General features: G+C 40.3%; 21 protein-coding genes and 1 pseudogene. 4 read left to right on the forward strand and 18 right to left on the reverse strand.

The annotated features are described in order from the left end of the window. Nucleotides 1–2: 2 nt before the first annotated feature. From sdhA to sdhC, 3 genes are read right to left on the reverse strand one after another with little or no spacing between them, the layout of a single operon-like run. Nucleotides 3–1769, reverse strand: coding sequence for a succinate dehydrogenase flavoprotein subunit (sdhA, locus tag GUY17_RS12420; protein WP_101086893.1), 1767 nt, complete (start codon nucleotides 1767–1769; stop codon nucleotides 3–5). Next, nucleotides 1770–2117, reverse strand: coding sequence for a succinate dehydrogenase, hydrophobic membrane anchor protein (gene sdhD, locus GUY17_RS12425; protein WP_101086892.1), 348 nt, complete (start codon nucleotides 2115–2117; stop codon nucleotides 1770–1772). Then, the gene (sdhC, locus tag GUY17_RS12430) at nucleotides 2111–2485 is read right to left on the reverse strand and encodes a succinate dehydrogenase cytochrome b556 subunit (protein WP_101086891.1); all 375 of its coding nucleotides are present in this window, start codon (nucleotides 2483–2485) and stop codon (nucleotides 2111–2113) included. The genes sdhD and sdhC overlap by 7 nt, the downstream gene beginning before the upstream one ends. A 429-nt stretch (nucleotides 2486–2914) precedes the next feature. On the opposite strand from sdhC, the gene GUY17_RS12435 reads away from it, so the two are divergent. From GUY17_RS12435 to GUY17_RS12450, 4 genes and pseudogenes are all read left to right on the forward strand, one after another. After that, complete coding sequence (locus tag GUY17_RS12435) at nucleotides 2915–4201, forward strand: citrate synthase (RefSeq protein ID WP_101086890.1); 1287 nt, start codon at nucleotides 2915–2917, stop codon at nucleotides 4199–4201. A gap of 184 nt (nucleotides 4202–4385) precedes the next feature. Next, nucleotides 4386–4730, forward strand: coding sequence for an IS66 family insertion sequence element accessory protein TnpB (locus GUY17_RS12440; protein ID WP_162023329.1), 345 nt, complete (start codon nucleotides 4386–4388; stop codon nucleotides 4728–4730). After that, nucleotides 4727–5077 carry an IS66 family insertion sequence element accessory protein TnpB gene (gene tnpB, locus GUY17_RS12445; protein ID WP_162023330.1) on the forward strand — a complete coding sequence of 117 codons (351 nt, stop codon included), beginning with the start codon at nucleotides 4727–4729 and terminating at the stop codon, nucleotides 5075–5077. The genes GUY17_RS12440 and tnpB overlap by 4 nt, the downstream gene beginning before the upstream one ends. Nucleotides 5078–5168: 91 nt before the next feature. After that, nucleotides 5169–6646: pseudogene (locus GUY17_RS12450) on the forward strand (IS66 family transposase). A gap of 404 nt (nucleotides 6647–7050) precedes the next feature. On the opposite strand, the gene GUY17_RS12455 reads toward GUY17_RS12450, so the two are convergent. The 15 genes from GUY17_RS12455 to tssE all read right to left on the reverse strand — a co-directional run bounded on the left by GUY17_RS12455 (nucleotide 7051) and on the right by tssE (nucleotide 25179). Then, on the reverse strand, nucleotides 7051–7503 hold the full coding sequence (locus GUY17_RS12455; RefSeq protein ID WP_162023331.1) for a hypothetical protein: 453 nt from the start codon (nucleotides 7501–7503) through the stop codon (nucleotides 7051–7053). Continuing rightward, nucleotides 7497–8288: a glycoside hydrolase family protein gene (locus tag GUY17_RS12460; protein ID WP_217351053.1), complete on the reverse strand. Its 792-nt coding sequence runs from the start codon at nucleotides 8286–8288 to the stop codon at nucleotides 7497–7499. The genes GUY17_RS12455 and GUY17_RS12460 overlap by 7 nt, the downstream gene beginning before the upstream one ends. 94 nt (nucleotides 8289–8382) lie before the next feature. Further along, nucleotides 8383–8565, reverse strand: a complete 183-nt coding sequence (locus tag GUY17_RS12465; protein WP_162023332.1) for a hypothetical protein — start codon at nucleotides 8563–8565, stop codon at nucleotides 8383–8385. Between the two features lie 235 nt (nucleotides 8566–8800). Continuing rightward, entirely contained in the window at nucleotides 8801–9061 is a 261-nt protein-coding gene (locus GUY17_RS12470) for a hypothetical protein (RefSeq protein WP_162023333.1), read from the reverse strand. Next, the gene (locus tag GUY17_RS12475; protein WP_162023334.1) at nucleotides 9054–13703 is read right to left on the reverse strand and encodes an RHS repeat-associated core domain-containing protein; all 4650 of its coding nucleotides are present in this window, start codon (nucleotides 13701–13703) and stop codon (nucleotides 9054–9056) included. Before GUY17_RS12475 ends, GUY17_RS12470 begins: the two co-directional genes overlap by 8 nt. A gap of 6 nt (nucleotides 13704–13709) precedes the next feature. After that, a complete protein-coding gene (locus GUY17_RS12480; RefSeq protein ID WP_162023335.1) occupies nucleotides 13710–14654 on the reverse strand; it encodes a hypothetical protein in 945 nt (314 codons plus the stop codon). Next, nucleotides 14651–15751, reverse strand: coding sequence for a hypothetical protein (locus GUY17_RS12485; RefSeq protein WP_162023336.1), 1101 nt, complete (start codon nucleotides 15749–15751; stop codon nucleotides 14651–14653). Before GUY17_RS12485 ends, GUY17_RS12480 begins: the two co-directional genes overlap by 4 nt. Before the next feature lie 21 nt (nucleotides 15752–15772). Further along, a complete protein-coding gene (locus GUY17_RS12490; protein ID WP_011637812.1) occupies nucleotides 15773–16063 on the reverse strand; it encodes a PAAR domain-containing protein in 291 nt (96 codons plus the stop codon). Nucleotides 16064–16105: 42 nt separating this feature from the next. Further along, nucleotides 16106–16459, reverse strand: coding sequence for a hypothetical protein (locus tag GUY17_RS12495; protein ID WP_101086882.1), 354 nt, complete (start codon nucleotides 16457–16459; stop codon nucleotides 16106–16108). Nucleotides 16460–16461: 2 nt separating this feature from the next. Further along, a complete protein-coding gene (locus tag GUY17_RS12500) occupies nucleotides 16462–18318 on the reverse strand; it encodes a type VI secretion system tip protein VgrG (protein WP_162023337.1) in 1857 nt (618 codons plus the stop codon). Between the two features lie 70 nt (nucleotides 18319–18388). Next, a complete protein-coding gene (locus tag GUY17_RS12505; protein ID WP_101086880.1) occupies nucleotides 18389–18868 on the reverse strand; it encodes a type VI secretion system tube protein Hcp in 480 nt (159 codons plus the stop codon). A gap of 366 nt (nucleotides 18869–19234) precedes the next feature. After that, the gene (tssH, locus tag GUY17_RS12510) at nucleotides 19235–21841 is read right to left on the reverse strand and encodes a type VI secretion system ATPase TssH (protein WP_162023338.1); all 2607 of its coding nucleotides are present in this window, start codon (nucleotides 21839–21841) and stop codon (nucleotides 19235–19237) included. Between the two features lie 19 nt (nucleotides 21842–21860). Further along, complete coding sequence (gene tssG, locus GUY17_RS12515; protein ID WP_102036674.1) at nucleotides 21861–22868, reverse strand: type VI secretion system baseplate subunit TssG; 1008 nt, start codon at nucleotides 22866–22868, stop codon at nucleotides 21861–21863. Continuing rightward, nucleotides 22865–24694 (reverse strand): type VI secretion system baseplate subunit TssF, encoded by a 1830-nt coding sequence (gene tssF / locus GUY17_RS12520; RefSeq protein WP_101086877.1) that lies wholly within the window; start codon nucleotides 24692–24694, stop codon nucleotides 22865–22867. The genes tssG and tssF overlap by 4 nt, the downstream gene beginning before the upstream one ends. Then, on the reverse strand, nucleotides 24691–25179 hold the full coding sequence (gene tssE / locus GUY17_RS12525; RefSeq protein WP_242445137.1) for a type VI secretion system baseplate subunit TssE: 489 nt from the start codon (nucleotides 25177–25179) through the stop codon (nucleotides 24691–24693). The genes tssF and tssE overlap by 4 nt, the downstream gene beginning before the upstream one ends. Between the last annotated feature and the right edge of the window lie 2 nt (nucleotides 25180–25181).

Here is a 25181-nt window from a genome sequence, read left to right on the forward strand (position 1 = left end):
GCCTAATAGGTACGTTTTACTGGTGGGAATGCATCACGTAATTTAGGTGTCATGTTGACATCACGTTTGCTCATATTCTTAGTCACTGGGTCAAATAAGCTATGACACAACCAATTGTCATCATCACGATCTAAATAATCTTCACGAGAATGCGCACCACGGCTTTCAGTACGGAAGTTAGCTGCATAAGCAGTTGCCAGCGCTGTTGCCATTAAATTATCTAATTCTAAACATTCAATACGCTGAGTATTAAATTCATTTGAGTTATCAGATAACTTAGCATTATCAAGTCGCTTTTGAATAGCTTGTAGCTGCTCTAGACCTTCAGCCATGGCTTCACCACTGCGGAAAACAGAGAAATTTAACTGCATACACAATTGAAGCGCTTTACGAATAACCGCAGGTTCTTCGCCGTCTTTGTTGCTTTCCCAACGATTAAGACGAGCAAGTGATGCACTAATTTCTATGTCTGATGCCGCTTTTGGATCAGGTGTCGCGTCTAACGCTTTACCTAAATGTTGACCCGCAGCACGTCCAAAGACCACTAAATCGAGTAATGAGTTACCGCCTAAGCGGTTTGCACCGTGTACAGATACACAAGCGATTTCACCAACCGCAAATAAACCTAATACATCTTGCTCACTGCCATCTTTATTCTGACGAATAACTTGACCGCTCACTTTAGTCGGTAAACCGCCCATCATGTAGTGGCATGTTGGCAATACAGGAATAGGACCGTCTGCTGGATCGATATGAGCGAAAGTACGTGATAATTCACACACACCAGGAAGACGCGCTTCAAGGGTTTCTTTGCCCAAATGATCAAGCTTTAGTAACAAATGCGGACCTAAAGGACCGTCTAAACCACGACCTTCGCGAATTTCAGTCATCATTGAACGTGCTACCACGTCACGAGAAGCTAAATCCTTCGCATTCGGTGCATAGCGCTCCATGAAGCGTTCGCCATCTTTATTTAATAAGTAACCGCCTTCGCCACGACAACCTTCAGTTACCAAGGTACCTGCACCAGCAATACCCGTTGGGTGGAACTGCCACATTTCCATGTCTTGTAATTGAATGCCAGCACGTGCTGCCATACCTACACCGTCACCGGTGTTAATATGAGCATTAGTGGTCGAAGCATAAATACGCCCTGCACCACCCGTTGCTAATATCGTTGCTTTGGCTTTGAAATAAACAATATCGCCTGTTTCAATTTCAATTGCGGTACAACCCACTACAACGTCATCTTCATTTTTAACCAAATCTAAGGCATACCACTCAGAATAAACGTTAGTTTTATGTTTAACGTTTTGTTGGTATAAACAATGAAGCAATGCATGGCCTGTACGGTCAGCAGCAGCAGCGGTACGAGCAGCTTGCTCGCCACCAAAGTTACGAGACTGGCCACCAAAAGGACGCTGGTAGATTGTGCCATTTTCGAAACGAGAAAAAGGTAAACCCATTTGCTCAAGTTCAATAATCGCTTCCGGACCCGTTTTACACATAAACTCAATAGCTTCTTGGTCGCCGATAAAATCAGAACCTTTAACCGTATCGTACATGTGTTGTTCCCAATGGTCCTCGTGAGCATTACCTAATGCTACGGTGATACCACCTTGAGCAGAAACGGTATGTGAACGAGTTGGGAATACTTTAGATAACAGCGCACAGCTCTTACCTTCTTTAGAAATCTGTAATGCTGCTCGCATACCCGCGCCACCGGCGCCGATTACGATTACATCAAATTCGCGTACTGGAATACTCACTTAAACACCCCACACTATTACAATGCCTGACGCTAAATAACTGATCGCGACCATAACAAAGGTAAACTGTAATACACCACGTAACGCTGTGTGTTTGACATAATCAGTCAACACTTGCCATACACCAATCCACGCATGAATAAGTAAAGCAACTAACGTTATAAGGGTAAAGACTTTCATTGGAAGTGAACTAAATAAGCCACTCCAAATTTCGAAAGTTAACGGGGCACTACACGCGATAAAACCTACTAAGAAAATAGTATAACAAGCGAGGATCACTGCACTTGCGCGTAATAGAATATAGTCATGAACACCACTGCGTCCAAAACTTGCTGCATTTGTTACCATACCCAAATCCCCGCTATGATTGAAAAGACTACTGCTAACACAAAAGTAGCCTTAGCTGATGCAACACCCGAAGTTAATTCTTCCCAGTGTCCGGCATCCATAATCAAATGACGAATGCCACCTAATAAATGATAACCCAACGCAGTTAAAATACCCCAAATGATGAACTTCATCACGAAACCATCGAACAAGGATTGTACGCTAGCAAACCCCTCTGGTGATGTTAAAGTCGAATTTAACAGCCATAGAAGAATACCAATTGCGAATAGCATGATAACACCGGAAATACGGTGTAGGATTGACGCGATAGCTGTCGCAGGAAAGCTTATCGTCTGCAGGTCTAGATGGACAGGTCTTTGCTTTTTCACGTTCTGCTCACTCAGCTCCGTCGAGCATTATTTTTGTTATCTATCTGTTTTTTGTTTAACTATTAACGCTAACACTAGGCATACGTTTTAAAACAAATAACGGACCACTCTGAAACATCTAATCAATTGAGAAACCACTATTTAGTTCGTAAATTCATCATTCCTAAACTGTGATGTTCGTCGCCCTTGGGGGCGCAGGCAAGTATACTCGTGGGAATTGTCAAATACAAACCTCACATTATGCAAAATAAGTTTTTTTAGTATTTTTTTATTCTAATCCAAGCGCAGAGCGGTTTACAGGGCACATATACCATGGTCTAACAAATTTAAACGCTTATTTAAATTGATCTGTGATCCCGATCCACTGTAAAGTAATGACCGCTTAACATGCCGCACTCATATAGAAGAATGAAGTAAGGAGAACGGGGTATGGCTGATAATATAGCCAAATTAGAGTTACCAGGAAACGAATCAATCGACCTACCTATCAAGAAAGGTACTGAAGGTTTTGACGTTATCGACATCAGTACACTTGGAAAAAAAGGGTATTTCACCTTTGATCCAGGCTTTTTAGCTACTGCATCTTGTGAGTCAGCAATTACTTATATTGATGGTGAGCAAGGTATCTTGTTACACCGTGGGTATCCAATTGAACAACTTGCAACTGAATCGACCTACTTAGATTTATGCTACTTGCTATTATATGGTGAATTACCGTCTAAAGCTGATTACGAACAATTTGTTTCCACAGTGAAAGAACACACTATGGTTCATGAACAAATTGCATTCTTTTTCAGAGGTTTCCGCCGTGACGCACACCCAATGGCAATGCTATGTGGTGTAACAGGTGCATTATCTGCTTTCTATCAAGATTCTCTTGATGTTAACAATCCAAAGCATCGTGAAATTGCAGCTTACCGCTTAGTGTCGAAAATGCCGACAATAGCAGCGATGTGCTACAAGTACTCAATGGGGCAACCTTTTGTTTATCCACGTAACGATTTAAGTTATGCAGGTAACTTCTTGTCGATGATGTTTGCTACTCCGTGTGAAGAGTACAAAGTTAATCCTGTTGTAGAAAAAGCAATGGACCGTATTTTTGTATTGCATGCTGATCATGAGCAAAATGCATCTACATCTACAGTTCGTTTAGCTGGCTCTTCAGGTGCTAACCCATTTGCATGTATTGCAGCGGGTATTGCTTCGTTGTGGGGCCCAGCTCATGGTGGTGCTAACGAAGCTTGCTTAGAAATGTTAGAAGAAATCGGCAGCGTTGATCGCATTCCTGAATTTATCGAGAAAGCGAAAGACAAAAACGATCCATTCCGTCTAATGGGCTTTGGCCATCGCGTTTATAAGAACTTCGACCCTCGCGCTAAAGTGATGCGTGAAACTTGTCATGAAGTCCTTAAAGAACTTAAAGTGGTTGATCCATTATTAGACGTGGCAATGGAACTTGAGCGTATCGCTCTTGAAGATGAATACTTCATCTCTAAGAAGCTATACCCGAACGTTGATTTCTACTCTGGTATCATCATGAAAGCCATTGGTATCCCTAACGATATGTTCACAGTGCTATTCGCATTGTCACGTACTGTTGGTTGGATTTCACATTGGAAAGAAATGTTAGATCAACCAGGCCACAAAATCAGCCGTCCACGTCAGTTATACACTGGTGAGTCTGCACGTGAATTTGTGAGCGTTGATAAGCGTTAATCTTTTGATTAACCAAACTAAAAAAGCGCCGAAAGGCGCTTTTTTGTTATTTAAATTTAGATATCAGAGACTATTTAACGTAGTGTATAAATCAGTCCTAAAGTATGCGTCTAGCGAAGTACACCTAGCATCGATGTTCTGATTGTCTAAAAATACCTGCTCAATGATAAATTTAGAGCAGGTGATGAAAACATACAGAACAACGACTCAGTGGCAGATGCTACTTCAACAACGCGGCTCGTTTAGTGGCACTAATATCGAATTTTGCCAACACCATAATGTCTCTATCACCACTTACTATAAACAGCGCGCTTTACTGGCTGAATATCAGCCTAATTCAACCTTGCCAGTGCAAACAACGAACCCCACATCATCACGTTTTATTCAGTTAAAACAAACCACCACTGAAGTCTGCGCGCAAACTCATCAAAATGTGGTGCAGTTTGATATCCGCACAGGCCAGTTAATGTTTCCTGCCAATTTAGCAATGAACGATATCGTTGCCATCATTAAAGGGCTGATGGCATGAAGATGTTTGTTGATGTGCCCACCGTTTATTTATGTGCGGATGTGGTCGATTTTCGTAAATCGATTAATGGATTAGCCGCCTTAGTGGAAGCAGAGCTTGAACTACCGGTGCTCAGTGGTGCGCTATTTGTGTTTTGTAATAAAGGGCGCGACAAACTCAAACTGCTGTACTGGGATAACACCGGCTTTGCACTGTGGTATAAGCGATTAGATAAATATAAGTTCAAATGGCCTAAACTCATGTCACCCACCATGACATTAACCGAGCAACAATTACACTGGTTATTAGCGGGTTATGATGTGATTGGCCACAGCAAAATTGATGTCGCAGGTAAGCAAGTGCTTTAATTATTCAAAAGATATGGCGATCGATTGATGATCATCAAAAGACGTTCAGTTAGCACTGGAAAGCCTTTTGTTATGCCTTAAAATAGGCTTCATGAAAAATGAACTCGCCCTTAAACAGCGTATTGCTGAACTTGAAAAACTGTTAGCGCAGAAGGATGCACAAATCGCAGCCTTGGAAGAGCGCTGGCGTTTAGCTCAACAAAAACAATTCGGCAAAAGTGCTGAAGGCTTTGTAGGGCAAGGCGAGTTATTCAATGAAGTGGAGGAAACTGTTGAAGCCGCTGAGGCTGAGCAACAATCCATTAGCTATACCCGTAAAAAGCCAGTGCGTAAGCCACTGCCAAAAGACTTACCCCGTGAGCAGGTTATCCACGATATCGAAGATAAAACCTGTAATTGTTGTGGCGGTGAGCTACATAAAATGGGTGAGGATAAGTCAGAAAAGCTTGAGTTTATTCCCGCTCAAATCAAAGTGATTGAGCACATTCGGCCTAAGTACGCTTGCCGTTACGGTGATAAAGCCTCGATTCAAACACAGATAAAGCAAGCCTCAATGCCTGCCATACCCATCAACAAAGGCATTGCAACGAGCAGTTTGCTCAGTCAGCTTATCACCAGTAAATACCAATATGGGTTACCGCTTTATCGCCAGGAAGGAATGTTCAAGCAATACGGTATTGAGCTCAGTCGCCAGACCATGAGCAGCTGGATAGACAAATCCGCCGCACTCTTCGCGCCACTAGTTGAGCGACTTAAAGCCGAGCTGTTAAAGCAGCCCACGCTGTTTGCCGATGAAACGCCATTAAAGGTGGTGAAATCCGATAAAGTGAACAGCTACATGTGTAATGGTCAGGTCGAGATTCACCAGACCCGAATAATCCTATCCCTAATATCGTGCTTTACGACTTCCACAATAGTCGCGCGGCCGCCTGCGTGGTTAATTATCTTGATGGATATCAAGGGTATTTACACGTGGATGGTTATCAGGCCTATGCCAAAACAGAGGCAACCTTAATCGGCTGTTGGGCTCATGCTCGTCGTAAATTTATCGACGCGAAAAAGCTGCAAGGGAAAAATAAAACCGGCAAAGCGGATGTGGTATTGAGCCTTATCCAAAAACTGTACGGCGTTGAGTCACGCGTTAAAGATAAAAGTGCGGATGATAAATACACGACAAGACAACAAGCCAGTGTGCCTATACTGGACAAGCTAAAAAATTGGCTTGAGCAGAACCAGCTAAATTTAGTGGGCAATACCAAACTGATTGAGGCAGCTAATTACCTGGCTAATCAATGGCACAAGCTCATTCGGTATGTCGATGATGGACGACTCAGCATCGATAATAATAGAGCTGAACGCGCGGTAAAACCGTTTGTGATAGGCCGAAAAAATTGGTTATTTAGCCAAACGGCTAACGGTGCACATGCAAGTGCCACCCTTTACAGCATTGTGGAAACCGCCAAAATAAATGGTCTAATCCCATTTGATTACATCATGGTTTGCCTTGATGAACTGTGTAAACCAGCACCTGATATCGACATCCTGTTACCCTGGAATTTTAAACAGTAGGTGTGGTTCGCTAGACGGTTACGACATACCAGAGATAAAGAGTTGCTGAAACCCAGACATGAAATTCAAATTCTGGGACGTCATATTGTTGAGCAAACCATTTAATCAACACAACCAGTAAAAAGGTCCCCACAATCCACCCTAACCACTCCCTGATTGTTTGAGTGTAAAATTCGCGTCTAATTTCGCCAAATATATCGTGCATAGTATTCCTTTACCTTATTGATAATGTTGATCTCATCTAATGTCTTTATGAAGTTAGACGTCAGATATTATTATGTTAAGTTTATTGATTTAATGTTTGTACTAGACCACTAATCACTAAGACTATAAAATAACTCCATTTATGCAGCAAACACTTTAACTGAATTAGGTGTTGAATAAGAATTGAAGGACAGCATAAGTCATAAAGGTGGATAGTTTTTTGCGTAATAATAAAGGGTTATTATTCGCTGTTTCTTGATGCTGGTTAGATAATCTAATCGAGACAACAAGTAAGAAGAACCGAAACTTTCTTTTGTCCAATTAGCTAATATAAACTCGCCTTCTTTTTTAGCATATGCTTCCCAAGAAGCTTGTGACTCATTAAATAACAATTTTCCATCATCTTCTACGAAGTGATTAACGAGACGCTCAGAATGGACTAGCCGTTGGTCTAAAAACTGATTAAACGCTTCATATTCAGCAGTTAATTCAATAGGACTACAGTCACATTGTGACAGCTTACTTTCATAAATAAGTGCATCAGCTATAAAATCGTTGACATAATCTGGAGCATCAGGATTGTCTATAGCGAAGCACTGTGAAATAATGAATAGTTGAAAAGATAAAAAAATAATCTTTGTTAATTTTACCATTCTTTATAGATCCCTTTTGTATAAATGTTCCATTCACAATTTCTGCGATTAACTAAACCCTTATTAACAATCCCTTGAGATTTTTTCCATGCTTTCCAAGCGGACTCCAAATTTGGATAGGATGTAAGTGCTGCCGAGTCATTAATTAACGTTAATACCGAAGATGACTTAAAGTTTGAACCGCCGATATTAAAGGTAAAAATAACAAGTGAATCAAATTGTTGTTGAGTTAACGCTACTTTTACATGTTGCCTCACATCTCGAACATAAGGGGCTAAATCATGTTCAAATAAAATCGATGCGTCAGACATTGTAATCGAAGAACTGTATCTAGCCCAATCACCTTTAGCAATTAAATGACCATATCCAATAGTTGCTCCTTCAACCCATGCTCTTATATCAGAACCAGTTTGATCATCATAAGGTTTGCTTCTAAAATTTTCTATTGCTTTTAATAAGTTAATGCCTTTTACACTTAATGTAAGCCCGATATTTAAGCCAATGCTACCTGCCAATTTTTCATTTATCTTTCGATGAGTTCGACCATTAGCGTCAATTTTGCCGTCTGGACGTACCATATTGAGTACTTTTCTTTGAAATAGCTTTATCGCTGCAACAGTTTTAGCGTTTTCAGGCCTAGAGCCTAAACGGCCATCAACAATTAGTGATTTTGTAGGAGGAATGAGTTTGAGTAATTTATTTAATGCAGTTTGTACTACTTTCACATCATTTAAATTGTTAGCTCCACCCAGCCCGACAGCTTGAGTTATTTTTATTGATGACATCGTATTATCCTTGTCATTGTTGATTTTAATAAGAAATAAAATCTGTAATTCTTTAATTGTTTGGGAATTGATTTTTGACAATTTAGCGATATAATTACATTTCCATCAAGTATTCTCCAAACGCTCTCATTGTCAAAAATTGCTTACCTGCCACTATCTCCTTCATAGCTTCATCAATCTGCTTTGAATTAAGGTTCTTCTGACAACAAAAAATCCAGTGCTTTTTAAGGCCCTGTAAATTGAATGGATCTTTACCTATTAAGGGGCTTCCTTTCATCTAATCTCTTGTTACCATTTATCATGTTCATTCATATCATCACCACTAGTTTTCCCAAAACTCGCCAATAGCTTGCCATATGTCCCCTTTGTTAGCGCTAAGAGTATTAATTACATCGTTCTTGCATCTTCGTGGTAAAGCATTCGTTAATTTTAATATCATCGTCCGTATTTTTTCATGACAGCGCAATAACTGAGATGGGTGACCATGTTATTATATAAGTTTAATTCGACAATTAAACTTCAACACCTTCAACAAGATTTGCAAAGCGACCATAACAATTAAATAAATCCTTATCATTGCTCAAATCACTTTCCAAAAATAAATATACCAATCTAATTCTACCTATAGGGTGATAACTTTTCATACTGTCAATTTTTTCAAAAAAAGGCTGTAGAGCTTCAAAAACATCTTTCGCAGCCTTATTATTTGATTTTGCTAGCAGCATATTTTCTAAATCTTTTCGCTCTTTTTTTATTTGGTCAATTTTATTCATTTATTACCAACATCTTAGGAGAACTAAATTTCTCTCTATTAACTATAAGGGTTTGGACGCCTCCACCTTTCCTACGGTATTTCGCATTATTAACAGAAAATGGGGCGATTGTGCTTTGATAAACATTTACTTTTTCTTGAGCTTCGACCTCGTAAGTATCGAACTCTTCTGGTATTTGCGGTAAACCAAGTAAAGAACCTGTACTTTGTGAATCATTTGGTAGCTTACTGAGCATTTCAAATGTCATAAAGTATGGAGAGTTTTCATTAGGCGCACCTGAATTTTTGGGAACTAATTTATACAGTTTATCTCCGGGTTGTAAAGTGACAACTTGTGGCTCAACACTTCCTGACTCTAACAACTCTCGTGATATAGTCAATGCCAGATCAGCTTCCATTCCCTTTCCTAAAAGGGTTTCATAAATGATTTTACCAACAAAATAATCTCTTGGATCTTTAACTTCAATCCCTTCAGGATTTGACTCATTCCAATTAACTTTAATAGGGTCTACTTTCGATATTTTTGATACTAAGTTTTCTGCTGTTCCGCTTTTAATACTTTCAATCATTTCATCTGCGGTAAAAGGCGTGTTCTCTAATTTAGTAAGCGCTATTAGCTTATCTTTTAACTCATCAGATATTACCAGGTTTGCGTCTAAAGCTGCTTTAACCTTACTTTGACCTTCTTTACACAATAACCCAAACGGATCCACCCAGTTGACATGATTAGGTGCGTATTGATAATGGTTTATCCCGCCTACCAAACCAATAGGGTCTTGGTGTATAAATCGAGCTTGATCGGGGCTGTAGTACCTAAAACGATTGTAGTGTAACCCTGATTCGTCATCAAAGTATTGCCCTTGAAAACGGATTGGGTTAGCAATCTTGTCTTGCAGAGCTGCATAATCAATATAGGCATGCTCATTATCCGCATCTTCAATATCTGTATCTTTAATAGATGTGCTTTTAATTGTCTGGCCGAACACATCTTGTTGGCTGCGCCAGACAATTTTAGCATTTTCATCCGTTAAGCAAATAGGTGTGCCGAGTTGGTCTAAGTGATAATAATAAACCTGTCCTGCTTTAATCAGTGCTACAGGTGTAAAAGTATCAGGCTGATAAATATACCAAGTGTATTCACCTAAAGTGCATTCGCCAATAAGCTGATGATTGTCCCAAATGAAGTCGGTGCGACCTAGTTCGGTGATTTTTGCACTGCGACGGCCTAGGGCATCATATTCGTATTGGGTCAGCTTGCCATTAACGTTGATTTGCACCAACTGGTTTAAACCATTAAAGCTGCGCTGTTGTTTATCGCCAGTGCCCACTTGGCTGATTTGGTTGCCACTGGCGTCATAGCGGTAATCAACTCCAGCCATACTCATTAAGCGGTCGTTGTTAACCACCACATCATGATTTTTTTTATTTGGCCTTACTGTTTCAGCTGATTGACTGCTAGCAGTTTCATTAGCGCTAACATGTTTACTACTTATACCTTGGGTATGGGTATCACTAGCACGAATAGCCTGTAATGGGTTACCAAAAGCATCCCATTGGTATTGCTGACGAGCATTAGATGCATTGTCAGCAATATTTGGGTTTTCGCCAGACACGCCAGTATCACTAATACTGATTAACTGGCTGATTTTGTTATAGCTAAACTGTTTAACCTCTGGCTTATGTTCGATATGCTCAGAAGATTGACCATTCACAGCACTATCGTTTCCAAACTTACTTTCGCAGCGTTGTAATTGATGCTGTTTATCGTATTGATAACGTCTTGATGCAAAGAATCGAGTCTGATTTTGTGCATGTTGCCATGTCTGCTCAATTAACCTTGAATGAGCATCATAGGCATGAGTGAGTTCAAGCTGATTACCCTGGATTGTTTTGTGCAACAAACCCGATGGCAGATAGTGATAATGAGCCAGCGGTATGCGCTGCTTCGATGGGCCATTGACTGTAAATCCATTGCCTGTAACGCTAATGCCACTTAATTGACTGTTTTTATTGTATTGATAATCAATCTGTTGCCCGTCAGGCAAGGTTAAGCCACAGCGGTTGCCTGAATCATCATATTGATATTCAAGTTGCCACTGGCTTTGTAATACCCGATTTATACGCCCTTGAGCGTCAAGGTGTTGCTGCACGGTGCGATGTTGGTTATGGGCTCGAGTAATTTGACCTATCGGATTATATTGATAAAAGTTCTGAGTATTCAGTAATGCAGATGTGGCACTGAGCTCAAGTTTGACATGACTACTTTGCTGACAAATTCGCCCCATTGAATCACGTTTTAACTCAACAAAACGAATATCACTGTCGTTCACTGCCACTAAGTTATCATTGGCGTCATATTGATAATGTTGTTCACGGCCATCAAAACCGATTAATGTTTTAGGTTGCTCTGTTGCTGTGTATTCAATACGGTACTGCGCCCCGTCACTTCGCTCGATGCGATTTAAGTTACGTTCTTTATCATAAAAAAACTTCAGCCAACTGCCATCGGCAAAGGTTTGTTGGCGCGGTTGGGCTAAACCGTCATAGTCGATAATGTTTTCAATGTACTCGCTATCGTTACTGAGTTCTTGCTCGCCAGCTACATCAGCCTGTTGACGCTGGCGAATAATACGGCCGGCATCATCATATTGATAATAATGACTAATGGCTTCTTCAGAGTGATCTTGTTTGTCTTGTGGATAGGATTTACTTTCGACAATTTGGCCTTTGTTGTCACGAATAAATTCAGTGACCAAACCTTGCGGATTAATCGTGGCATTAACTCGCCCCAGTCTGTCATGGCTAAAACGAGTTAACGCATCACCGACTTGCGTTGCCAACAATTCGCCATCGCGGTCCCAATGGTAACGATGAATAACACCATTAACATCGACTTTTTGAGTTAACTGCCCAGCATCATTGTATTGAAATTGACTTTGACGGCCATCAAAACCACTCTCAGACAATAATCGTCCCGTGGCATCGTAATGTCTTTTAGCCGTTCGGCCTATCGCATCTCGGGTGACAATTCTTTGACCTAAACGATTATATTCAAACCTTGTGGTACCACCATCCGCTTGAATAACAGCCAGTAACTGCCCTTGCTCGTTATAGGTATATTGAATTGGATTATTACACGCATCAACGGTGGCCACTTTGCGACCAACAGCGTCATATTGATGACGTATCACAGTGCCATTAGGCTTATGATGCTCAGTCAAAAGCCCTTGTGCATTGTGAATAAAAGTCTCGCGATGACCTAAAGAGTCTGTACAACTGCTTTTTATACCGTTAACGAGTGCCGTATATTCAAAGTGATAATGATAAATATCATCATCACCCCATTGCTCAATACATTTAGCGCGCTGGTCTTGTCCGTCCCACGAAAAGTGATGACTAAAGCCTGATGCACGAGTTCTGCGTTGTAATAGATAGGTGGTACTTTTAGGATTGTATTGATGATCACTGTCAGATGTGATGTCGGCTGACTTGACCTTAACATAACTGTAACGCTCTACTCGCCCATTACTATCTGTGGCGGCTATAAGTGCTTGAGCGTCATCATATTGATAACTGGCTAACAAATTTTGGTGAATTTGTTTGTTGCCTTCGTTATCTAACATGTACGAAGCGACTTTTAACAAATTGCTTTGTGCATTGTAAAATAACAATACGCCACGTTTTGGGCCTGTGGTGATTTGGGTTAAACGCCCTTGCTGATCATAATACAGCTGAAAATATTGGCCTTGATGATTACTAATGGTTTCAAGTTGCCAAACATCTTTGCCTGCAACTTGTTTTTGTATAAATGCCCAATGGCTGTCATCGGGCTTTATTAACACATGGCGGCCATCAGCTTGATGTACTAACGACCAACCTGTTGAAAGTTGGATACTGGTTTGCCCTCGTTTAACCGAGTCGAACACATGTACTCGGCCTTCATCGTCGGTTAATTCAAACCAATATTTACCGGGTTTTTTAGGCCCAACTTTCGCTGGCGCTTGATATTTATGATCCAGCTGCACACAAAAGTTATGTCGCCAGCCGTAACCCATACCAACATTGTTAAGAATTTTGCTCGAACGATACAAACGACGCCACGTTAGCGGCATTAAGCCATTAAGCTCAAAATCTACTAACGGTAAAATTTCTTCGCCACTTAACATTGATACGGGATCGCTGCGGCACTCTTGCTGATCAATAGCCACTTCCGTCGGGGAATGATTCGCCACAGTACCGGATTGAACTGACGCAGAAGTTTGTTTACCCTTATTGGTTTTGGGTGCTTTGGTATTGGTTGAACTTGCGCCTAGAGTGCCTGTTTCAGTTGAATGCTGAGTTTGTTGTTTGGGTGTTTCACCATACACTCTGAGTAAATTGCGCTCAATAATGTCACTGAGTTTACGAGTGATATCTCTTGGATTTAAGCTAGCATTTACACCCGCATTCATCACTAGACTGCGCGCATAAATTAATGCATTACGATCACGAACTAAATGAGGCGAGATTTCATTAATTATCTCACTAACATTATTGTTTTGCTCAAACGTTAATAACTGGAATCCAGCTGGCGTTGACGCACTGGCAGGCACGATAACGATATAACGGTTATGACCTTTAAAATTGAAATTACTGACCGTCATGTTCGTTTATGCCTTCTCTATCCATGAGTACATTGCCAAACCAAGGTGAAGTTGTTGAGATACTTCCAGTTGTAAGCTTGTTCCAGTAGCATTTTGTTGTTGGTAACGGTTATAGATGTGCAGCAAATTATATAACCCCGCCACACAACCGATATCGCCTGTAAAATAACTAGATTGGGAAATTTGTGTCTCTTGATCGATTCTGCCGGCTAATTGCTCATAAGCATTAAGCCAGTTATCTGTTACAGCGGCATGGTTGCCGGGTAAATACAATTGAGCAAATACATCCAAGTCTTCAATCTGGCAGGCACGATTAAACAAAGCTTTTATTGTTTGGGTTTGCTGAACAGCACTACATGAATCTTGAAATAAATCCACTATTTCCATGCCTTCGTTTGCAACATTGATGCTGGCCATGATGACCGCTTCAGCAGGACAACGTCCGGTGTCTTGTTGTTGAGTAATCAGATCTTGGTCACGGTTAAAATCCACAAGGTCGAAGAACAAGCTGTCTACGGCAATAAATATTGCACTTTGATTGTCGACCGGCATTGCCTTTAATGCGCTCAAAGCAGAAAAAATACCAGCACTGCCCATAGGAAAAAACCGGCTATTGGGATGCACAAAACAATGCGGAAAAAGTGCATGTAAACGAGTGACCCAATCAACAAGTTGTTGTTTTTCTAGGTGAGGTAAAATCCAAAAAATCGCTTGGTGAGAGTACGGTTGCCATTGAGTTTTATTTTGAATAGGTAATTTATGCAACATATCAATTAGGCGGTTTAATTGAGTGTCTGTAGCAAGCTCGTGCGCCATGACCGCTGCCACATGCTGACCATCAGATAATTGATAGCTGAAATCGACCCCTTCGGATAAAGGTAAGTTAATTAACTGCTGTGGGTTTTCGTATGACCCTACGACCATATTAATGGCCTCTGCATGCATAATCATAAGGCCACTTTCATACGTTGTGGGCTGCAACTAACCACATTATTCAGCCGAAGCTTATGTAAAAAGGCAATACGCTGGTGCACGGGGCTTGAATAACTAATGATCTTATCAATACTGGTACCATTAACTTCAACACCATCAATCAATCTGACATCTGGCATTTTAAGCGCCAATAACATCCACCGATGTAATAATTTGGCACTGTAAAACTGTAGGTATTCACAACGTTCGACTTCATCTTCTTCAAACTGCCATTGATAAGGCACCGCTTGATCCAACTCTGGCCCTAAAATAGTTCGAAGTGCTCGAAAAGCCATTAATGTTTGACTAGGTTGCTGCATTGCTCGAGCTAAAAAAGGCACGAATTTACTAAAACCTGAATAACCCATTAACTCAATCACTCTTAGGGTTAAATCTGCATTCTCACTCATTAAATTAAATATTTGGCTCAATATTACTTCGTCTAACGAAGTAATAAACACTTCAAAAAGCGCACTATGGCAATAGTCTAATTGACAAAATACCCCATAGAGTTTTAACGGTTCGTTAATGTTGATCATCAACATTTCAATATACAAAGACGTCAGTGATGACCGAGAAATGTTGAGGGAGTCAATTCCGTCGGCACGCTTTAAACGTTTACCTCGATAGATGCAGAATAAGATGTATTGCTGGATTTGTTCAGGCGTTTTGTTGCTGGCTGTAAAATTAACTTTATCAAGATTAAGTTGGCTGGCCATTAATGCAAATGCAGGGCTATAGTGGCCAACATCTATAATTGTACTGGCAAACAAAGCTTGAACGATACCTGATTGCTTAACTGGCTGAGCCTTATAGTGCAGTTGCAATAGTAAAGATAAGATCACCATTTTGTCTGTTGGGCAATAAAACACATCTGTTTCAAATGCATCGACAATTTCATCACAGGTGTTGGCAATAAGTAATGGCCATTCAGCATCTTTTCTTTGCTGGATCATCTTTAAAATGACCATTAGCGATTGAGTATTATCTTCAATATTTTTTGGCATACACTGAAACGACGACAACATGACATGTCGTTGTGCCAACAGAAGATTAAAACTATCAATCAAATTCATTTACCACAATCCTTGTTTATACTAGCCGATCATTACTGTTGGATTACCCACAATAATTTTTCCACCATGTGCGGTACCATCACCCATTCTGGCGGCTGGTTTTCCGTTAATCAGTACCGAACTCGACCCCGCATTAATGGTATCAGGCGGGCCGACACAAATTAACTTGTCACCTTTGCGCGCTGCAGGTAACGAACCAATAAGGACATTACCTGAGCCCATCACAATGGGACCACCAACATGTGGAACGGGACCGGGATTCATTTTCGGACAAAGATGCATACACGAAATGGTTGCTGCTGGCATTCCCATCAAATATTCCTTTATTTGTTGTAGCGCATTGATACCGGTGGCTTACTGGCTGTCTAACGGGATGACCAGCAAAGTACGCTGTTCAAACGACATCGCAAGAGTGCATATCATTGCAGCTTCAGCTTGTTGAACGGCTGCGTAAGTATCATTATGTAGATAACAGTAAACTTGGTTTAACAGTTCAGGAGAATTCTTCCAACTATGCCTATTAACCAAAAACTGCTCTCCAAATGTAGCACTGACCCAAAACGTCATATTGGGTGTATTAAGGAGTGGGTCATGTGGCTTATCAACCGGTTTGCAGATTAAATGTCGATAGCCAAATTGACAGACAATTTCATGGCCTCGACAAAATGGCCCTGCTAAACCGACTCCAGGATAACGAGATAATGACATGGCTAGTTCAACTTAATTTGAGCAGCTTTTAAGGCAATACTGGTACCATTAACCTTAACGTTTGTCCCTTTAATAGTAATGTTGGTGCCTTCGATAGAAATCGAACCGTCGCTGCTCATTTTGATTGATGCGCTGCCGGTTTTAATGACAATTTCATTACCCGCTTCAATATTAAGTACTTTACCGACTTTTAAGCTGTCATTATTGGCTATGTCTTCTAGTCGATCATTACCAATTTTAACGTTATCGTTATTAACGATGTCAGTGAAACGGTCGTTGCCTATGGTGTCTTTTTGATCATGTTTTACATTTAATAGATGATCTTTTTCTGCTTGGAGGAATAATAACTCTTTGCCTTTTTCATCGTCAAAACGTAACTCATTGAAATTGTCGGCACCACCGTCTTTAGTACTATGGGTTTTAATCCCAGACTGAGTCTTTTTAGCCGGTAATGCATAAGGAGGCATTAAGTCTGCGTTATAAACAGCACCGCTGATAATCGGTTGATCAGGGTCACCATTGATAAACTCAACTAACACCTCCTGGCCTACCCGAGGGAAGAAAAATGCACCCCACTTGTTGCCAGCCCAACTTTGTGCGACACGGATCCAACATGAACTTTTACTATTGAACTCGCCTTCACGATCCCAATGAAACTGTACTTTTACACGGCCAAATTTATCAATATGTTGTTCATCACCAGGTTCACCAGTCACTACCGCGGTTTGTACGCCATTAATTAATGGTTTACGTAAATGAAGCTGTGAGCGATAAGGAGTACTTTTAGGCACACATTCAAAATCATTTTGATAAACACTGCCAGACATTGATTGGCTTGTGCCTGACTGATTAGGCTGAGTAGCCGACGTTCTCAGCGAGCTTATAACAAAGCTCTTGCCTTTATAACTCGCGTTTTCATGATCTTTGAAAGTAAAAAACTTACCCACCATAAAACTACGACAATCGCCTTGACCGCTGCATTTATTCATGTCTTTTTGCAGGGCTTCAAGTTGATTATTGGCAAACGGTTGAGCGCGCTTATTGAACTCAGATTCGCCCAAATAATCGTATACCTCAAGTGCACTTTGCTCAGGAAGATTTGCGTTAGTATGATTACCTGATGGGTATAATTTAGGTTGTTCGTAGTCGTAACCTTTTTGAATAAAACCGCCGCTCACCATGCTCATGCCGCCTTGCCAATGAGACACGTGCGACTCGGCTAAATGACCTGAGAAACAACGAACCTTCTCTTCTGCACAAGGTTTATAGGCGTTTATATCATCAGCAAGTACTAGGGTATGAGCACCAACACTATGCTCGAAGAAGAAGAAAATTCCCTCTTGCTGTAATAAACGACAAACAAAATCGACATCTGATTCTAAATACTGCACACAGTATTCATACTTAGGGTATGTGTTGGTGGTTTTATTTTGAAATTCAACTTTATGTTGACCAAACAAGTCTTTAACAATATCAATGACTGACTTATTTTGAAAAATTCGACAATTACTGCGTTTTTTCATCAATGCCATCTGAGGTACTATAACGGCTTGATAATCTATATAATTCTGTGCATCGTCTGACGCTGCGGTCCGCATTCCAGCAGACTCAAGATGACTTACCACCCCATGAAAGTATCGAACTGCACCATTACTTTCGGCATTACGTAAAGTAATACAAACATTTTTACCCACTAAACTGTCGAGACTAATCTGGGTGCCAACGGTGAACATGGAGACGCTGATTGAAAAAAGCTGAGAGATGGCTTCTGTGGCAGTAAAATGCGTTAGGTACAGAGTATCCTTACCTAATGGCGTTGTGATACTGATGATATTATTTTTTTGAGTGGCCTTAAGCATTCCTTGCCTCAGTCTTTAAGAGTAAAGATCTTGGGGAACAAGTTCCCCAAGATATAAGATCACAAACAACTTACATTTGTTGACCTTTAACACCGCTGTAGCCATAACGTAGCGCTGCAGTAATGTTGTTTTTATCATCAGTTGGCGTAACAGCCATCATCATTTCAGTGTAGCTAATAGTGATTGTCTCTACAGGACGGTCACCATGAACTGAAACACTGTAGCTAGAGATCATTGCATCTGTTAATTCGATTTGCATGATTTCTTCGATTTTGTCACCTTGCTTAGTGATGTGGAAAACCGCTTTTTTACCTTTACCGATAGTCGCTTCTTTGAACAAGTCAGTAGAAGAATTATCTTGTAATTTAGTAATGGTCACATCACCTAAACGAGTTGAGCTAGCTTCACGGTCTTTTGCAGTACCAGTGAAAGAAGTGATCTCACGGCTAATATTCCAATCGACTGATAACACAGTAATCAGATCTTTGAATTCTTCAGCAGTGGTTTCGCCTTTAATCCCTTCATAATTTAAATATGTATTCGCTTGCATTATTAATGCTCCTTTTGCGTGGATGTCATCCATTAATGGACAGTTTTATAAGTTCAATAATCAAACTTAATATTTCAATTTATTAAAAATGCACTTACCAACAAATAATACTCAACTGCATTATCCATTTAAATATAGTGAGTCCTCATAATTAAGCCAACGGATTATATCAAAGGTTTTTTGATAATCAACTAATCGTTTATATAAATAAAAAAATACAACCAAGACTAATAATTTATACATTAATAATAACTACACGACATTACAAAGGGTATATACTTTATTATATACCCCTCAAATATGATGTTATAAATAACCAAACTAATACTTACTAATTAGTTATTAATGTCACGGTTTTATATTCATTTAAATTTTATAAATAAACTCATCGTTTACTACGTTTACTTTTACATTGGTTGTTTTCTTATTGTTAGCCATATTGTGTAATATTTTGATCGAAAGATCAGGCAACATCGTATTTTGTAAAATATTATGCACATTGCGAGCACCTGAACCGGCATCCTGACACATAGACACAATTTGGCTCACCACATCATCACTGTAAGTAAACTTAGCTTGATAATGCTCAGCTAAACGATTAGCAACTCGCTGTAATTGCAATTTAGTGATTTCATTGAGCATAGGTTGGGTCAGTGGAATATAAGGAATGACATTCAAACGGCCTAAAAATGCCGGTTTGAAATAACTCAATAAATCATCTTGAAGTGCTTTACGTAAACCTTTAATTGATGGGGCAATTTGTTCATCTTCAAATAAGCCCATCGTGGTTTCTGTACCAGCATTTGAGGTCATAATGATAATAGTATTTTTGAAATCTATATCGCGCCCCTCACCATCTTTAATGGTGCCTTTATCAAAAACTTGATAAAAAATATCTTGAACGCCTGGATGTGCCTTTTCCATTTCATCCAGCAAAATAACACTATAAGGTTTACGGCGAACGGCTTCAGTCAGCACTCCACCTTCACCATAGCCAACATAACCTGGAGGTGAACCTAAAAGTAATGACACTTTATGTTCTTCTTTAAATTCGGACATGTTGATGACTGTCACATTGTCTTCACTGCCATAAACTTGCTCAGCCAATGTTAATGCCGTTTCTGTTTTACCTACACCGCTAGGGCCCGTCAGTAAAAACACACCAATGGGACGTTTTTCATCACCCAGCTGTGCACGAGACGTTTGCACTGTTTTGGCGATTAAATCCAAGGCATGATCTTGGCCGATAACGCGCTTGGCCATGGTGTCTTTTAAGTTCAAAATTGTTTTTATTTCATCATCCTGCATTTTACCTGCCGGAATGCCAGTCCAATCAGAAATGACTTCAGCAATCAATTGTTCATCAACTTGCCAATGCACCATAGGCTGTTTATTGGCTGACAATATTGCCTTAAACGCCGTTAACTCCGCTAACAAAGGTGCGGTATCTGTTTCTGATGCTTGAATCTGGCCAACTAATTCAGCAATTTTTTGAACGGTAACTAATTCGTCCTGCCATTGTGTTGTCAAAGGAGCGAGTTCTTTTGAAAGCAATTTATGTTTTTTGGTTAACTCTGTAATCGACTTTTTATGATCTGAACCGGTTTTTTGCTCACGAGTAAGAATGCTAATTTGTGTATCTAGTTGCTGAATTTGTCGTTGTAAGGATTCAACCATTCCAGGGGTAGAAGCTTGACTCATAGCGACACGCGCGCATGCAGTATCTAATAAACTTACCGCTTTATCTGGCAGTTGTCGGCCAGTAATATATCGATGAGATAAGTTAACTGCAGCACATAAAGCTTGGTCGGAAACAAGAATTTTATGATGCCCTTCCATTACAGGTAACAAGCCCCGCATCATTGCAATGGCTTGTTCAGGAGAAGGCTCTTCAATTTTAACCACTTGAAAACGACGAGTTAATGCGGCATCTTTTTCAAAGAACTTTTTATATTCTGCCCATGTTGTTGCCGCAATGGTACGTAACTCACCACGCGCTAATGCAGGTTTTAATAAATTTGCCGCGTCATTTTGTCCAGCTTGTCCGCCGCTGCCAATCATGGTGTGAGCTTCATCTATAAATAAAATAATAGGTTTAACAGACTGTTTTACTTCTTTAATTAAAGCTTTTAACCGATTCTCAAATTCCCCTTTCACTCCGGCTCCAGCTTGTAGTAAGGCTAAATCCAGTACGTGAATACGAACATATTGTAATGCTGTTGGAACTTCTTTTTGGGCAATTTTAAGCGCTAAACCTTCGACAACAGCGGTTTTACCGACACCGGCTTCACCCGTTAAAATAGGATTATTTTGACGGCGACGGGTTAAAATGTCGATCATCTGCCTAATTTCATTATCACGTCCGAGAATGGGATCTATTTTCCCCAGTTCAGCTTGCTCGGTTAAATTTTGGGTAAATTGGTCTAGATTTGGCGTTTTGCTCGGCGCTGATTGCATCGCCTGAGTTTCTTCAATATCGCTACTTGACACTTTATGCTCGGTAGATTGACGAGCAAGCTGAGGCCATGCATGTTTTAGCTGTGCTGGATCTATTTTAAGAAGCTGTTTTGCAGAGCGTGAAACCAAAGAGTTTAATGAATCGTCAGTCAGTAAGGTAAAAATCAGATAGGCAGTTCTTATCTCACTATCGTTGAATTCAATACTGGTATTTAACCAAGTTTGACGAAGCAAACTCACTATATGTGGAGACAAACTTGGCGCTGCACTGTTGCCTGTTTTAAACTTTTCTAATCCCTGACGGATATCACTAATCAGCTGATCTTTTTGTACTGAAAAACTGGCCATGATGATGTCTAAATCACCTGAACCATTTTCTAGCAACGCTAATAACCAATGCTCAATCTCAACGCTGAATTGGCTGCGGCTATGGCATACGCTGGCAGCGGTTTCTAAAGATTGTCGACATACTGGGTTAAGTTTTCCTACCAATTTACTTAAAGTCATCGCTGACATATTCATAGTCCTTTATTAATTAAATCATTAAGCTTTTTATTTGTTGTCCATTCTCTGCACGGCTCATTAGGCCACAACCTAACCCTAGTCCGATTGCGGACTTTGATAATTGAGCTGTAGGTGCATCTTGTTGTTTTATTTCTAGAAATATTTTGTATTTCACTGACTGGCCTAAATAGTTAGAAACCAGTTTTTTAAGTGATTGATAACTGGCTGTTCCAGGCATAAAAGCGTTAACCGATGCACCTTCCTTCGGCTTTATATGAATACTGACACTAGAATTAATATCCCATACCCGGCTGCCTATGCTGGCATCAACACCTAAACGGGCGTATTGCCCTTCTGGCATACTTCGACTCGCCATTCGGGTTTGCTCTGTTTTCGCTAAGGACTGCCAACGCCCTTGAAAAGATAAAATATGTACATTACAGCCAGTAAAATCATTTAACATTCTTCGTAATGACTCTGCACTCGGCGTTTTAGTGTGACAAAAACCTGCGTAATAACGGTTTAATGATTTGTTACCACTAAGCAAACTCAATACATGGGTAAAGCTGTCGGTAACGCCTGTTTCTGGTGATTGATAATTTGCCGAAAAACGATACTTTTCCCATGAACGATAGAATAGTGAGATAAGCCGATGGTTAAATAAATCATAAAAGTCACGCATCCCATTATCTTTAAGTCGCAAGCGCTCTAGTAGCAACTCGGTATAATGTGAAGGCAATACACCACTAGGTCCGGTTAATCCCATAAATGATATATGCATATCGGCGGCAACTTTATCAGTTTGACTTGTCGATGTAGACGCTACGTTGCTGATTGCTTGTCCTGGAAAACCAAGATGTTGATCAGACTTAAAACGTAACAACTCTTGGCTTGGAATGGCGTCATAACCCACCTTATAACCTTGCTCTCGCCCTTGAGATAATTGTTGTTGAAACTGATAAACGGCTTGATAAAAGTCATATTCAGATGGCGTATCGATTATCGCCTGCAACTGATTATTCATTACTTGCTGGGTCATAGCAGCGGCCTTTGTCCAGCTCGTGCTGGCCAGGTATAGGCTATCGAATTATGATCTTTAAAGCGCATACTCAAGCGGGTAAAACTATTGATTGCAGCAAATTGCGCAAAGAAGTGATCTAAAATAGTGCAAAAGAAAAACACGCCACTGCCAGAATAATGATCTTTAATGAAGGTAATTTCAATATGACTGCCGCTGCAAAAGCTAATCCGGCCATGCTGGTTAACCCTGGCTGTGTCTGGGCTCACTTCAACAGAATGAATATTCTCTATTAAATTCTTATTTTCTGGCGAACACTTAAAATCGTATAACTTAAGGGTTTCTTTTAAGTTAGACAGTGCATCTTTGCCACTAAAACTATCAATGGATAAATGGGTGACTAACTGCCATCGCGAAGCATCACTCAGCGATGCACGCACCGGTAGCGTAGGCGCAAGCAAACATTTCACGTGCTTAATAATGTCGGCACGCTCTGGTACGAACATTTTGGGCTCATTAGTACCAAACGGAAGATGCGCCGGTAAATTGCGGTTGCTGCATTGAGCGGTGATACTTAATATCCAAGCGCCGTAGTCTTCTTCTGACTTAAATCCTTTAAAATTATGGTCGACTAACGATAAAAACGATTCAGTGCCTAATTCAGCATAACCACCAGACCAACTAGCAGACTCACGCCTAACATGCCAAAATAAATTATTGTGACCTAAATATTGCGGATGTGATTCGCCATAAAATGGGGTGACTTCTACCTTATTGTCCTTCGGGTCATAAGCAATAACATCTTCAATACTGATGATTTCAGTCACTTCAGAGTCAGAATAACGGGCAGCCAATTTATATTCATACTGAGACGCATCAATGCTTACCGGTTCTAATTTTTGTTCAAACAAATTAATCACCGGCGTACAACCTAACAGAAAATGATTGGCACTAACTTGCTTCTCTAAATCCTGAGAGCCTTCCTTTAAATAAATATAAAGTGAAAACTTATTGTCGATCCCTTGCCAGCTGCCGTCTAAATCATCAATGTCAAAAAACAAGAATTTTTCTGGGAAAATAAAGTTTTCCAATAATAATCGATAACCAGAACTGGTACGCTGACTGTAAGGTATCACTTGTTGTTCATCTTCAAAGCCAACCGCTTTTAAATGTCTTTTGGTTAAAAACTTACACACAGTTTGCTGCTCATTCACTAAAGCAAAACCGAGGCTGTGTTCAAATAACAATTGATAAAGTTGAAACGTTTGATGATCTTGGCCATTCAAGAAAAAGCGTAATTTATCAACACCGAGGCTTGGCATACTGATTTCGTCAAACTCACAGGCGATATCAAGCTTAATAATAGCCTTAGCACGTTCTGGCCATTGCGGTTCAGGGGCATTAAACGGTGCATTTTGAAACTGGGCTTTCTGCACTTCAATTGGCCATAATTTCATGTCATATGACGTTTGAAAATGGCAGGTTTTCATCCCTTCCACCTGAGTGTCTACCTGAGTTGATCTGGGTAATAACACACCAGTCGTCGACAAGTTTTCAGTGGTGACTTTGATAACTGACATAGACGGTATTGGCGCTTGGTAATCGGGATATAACTGGCCTAATAACGCCTCGGTTAATTCAGGAAAACTATCATCAAGTTTTTGCCTAATTTGTGCTGTTAGCAAAGAGAATGCTTCAATTAATCGTGAAACATGAGGATCTTCAACGTGTTCATCACTTAAGCGTAAACGCCCGGCAACTTTAGGATATTGCTCAGCAAATTCCGCTCCCATATGACGAATGAAAGCAAGCTCACGATTGTAATATTCCAATAATTCCTGATTCACAGAATTCCCTCATTAACTATCATCGCCAAGTGGACTGGCTCAACTTCAGAGTCAAACGAAATATATTCAGGCTCAGGTTCTGCATACAACAATGCATTGATTTTTAATCTTAAAACCCGGTCTAATGGTTGTTCATTATCGACTGTTTCAACCATCACTTCTAAAAATCTCGGTTCGAATCGTTTTATGGTATCGGCAACTTGTTTACATAAAAGCTGACGCCCGTCTAAGCTCGCGACTGGCATAGAAGAAAAGTCACGCAAACCATAATTCATCAGAGAATTATCAAGCTCAGTTAAATGTTCCGGCCACGTTTGCCACTGCAATTTAGCATTGAGTAGGTTTTCTAAATCGCGCCGAACATTAGACCTTAACTGACGTAGATTTAGACCACGATGGCTGTCTTTGACATCTTGCTCGTTTGGCGCATCATCAATCAATCTATCTAGAATTGACGCCATTATCGGTTGTTGGTTTTTGCTCAACA

The sequence above is a fragment of the Shewanella sp. Arc9-LZ genome (assembly GCF_010092445.1).
Lineage (GTDB): Bacteria > Pseudomonadota > Gammaproteobacteria > Enterobacterales > Shewanellaceae > Shewanella.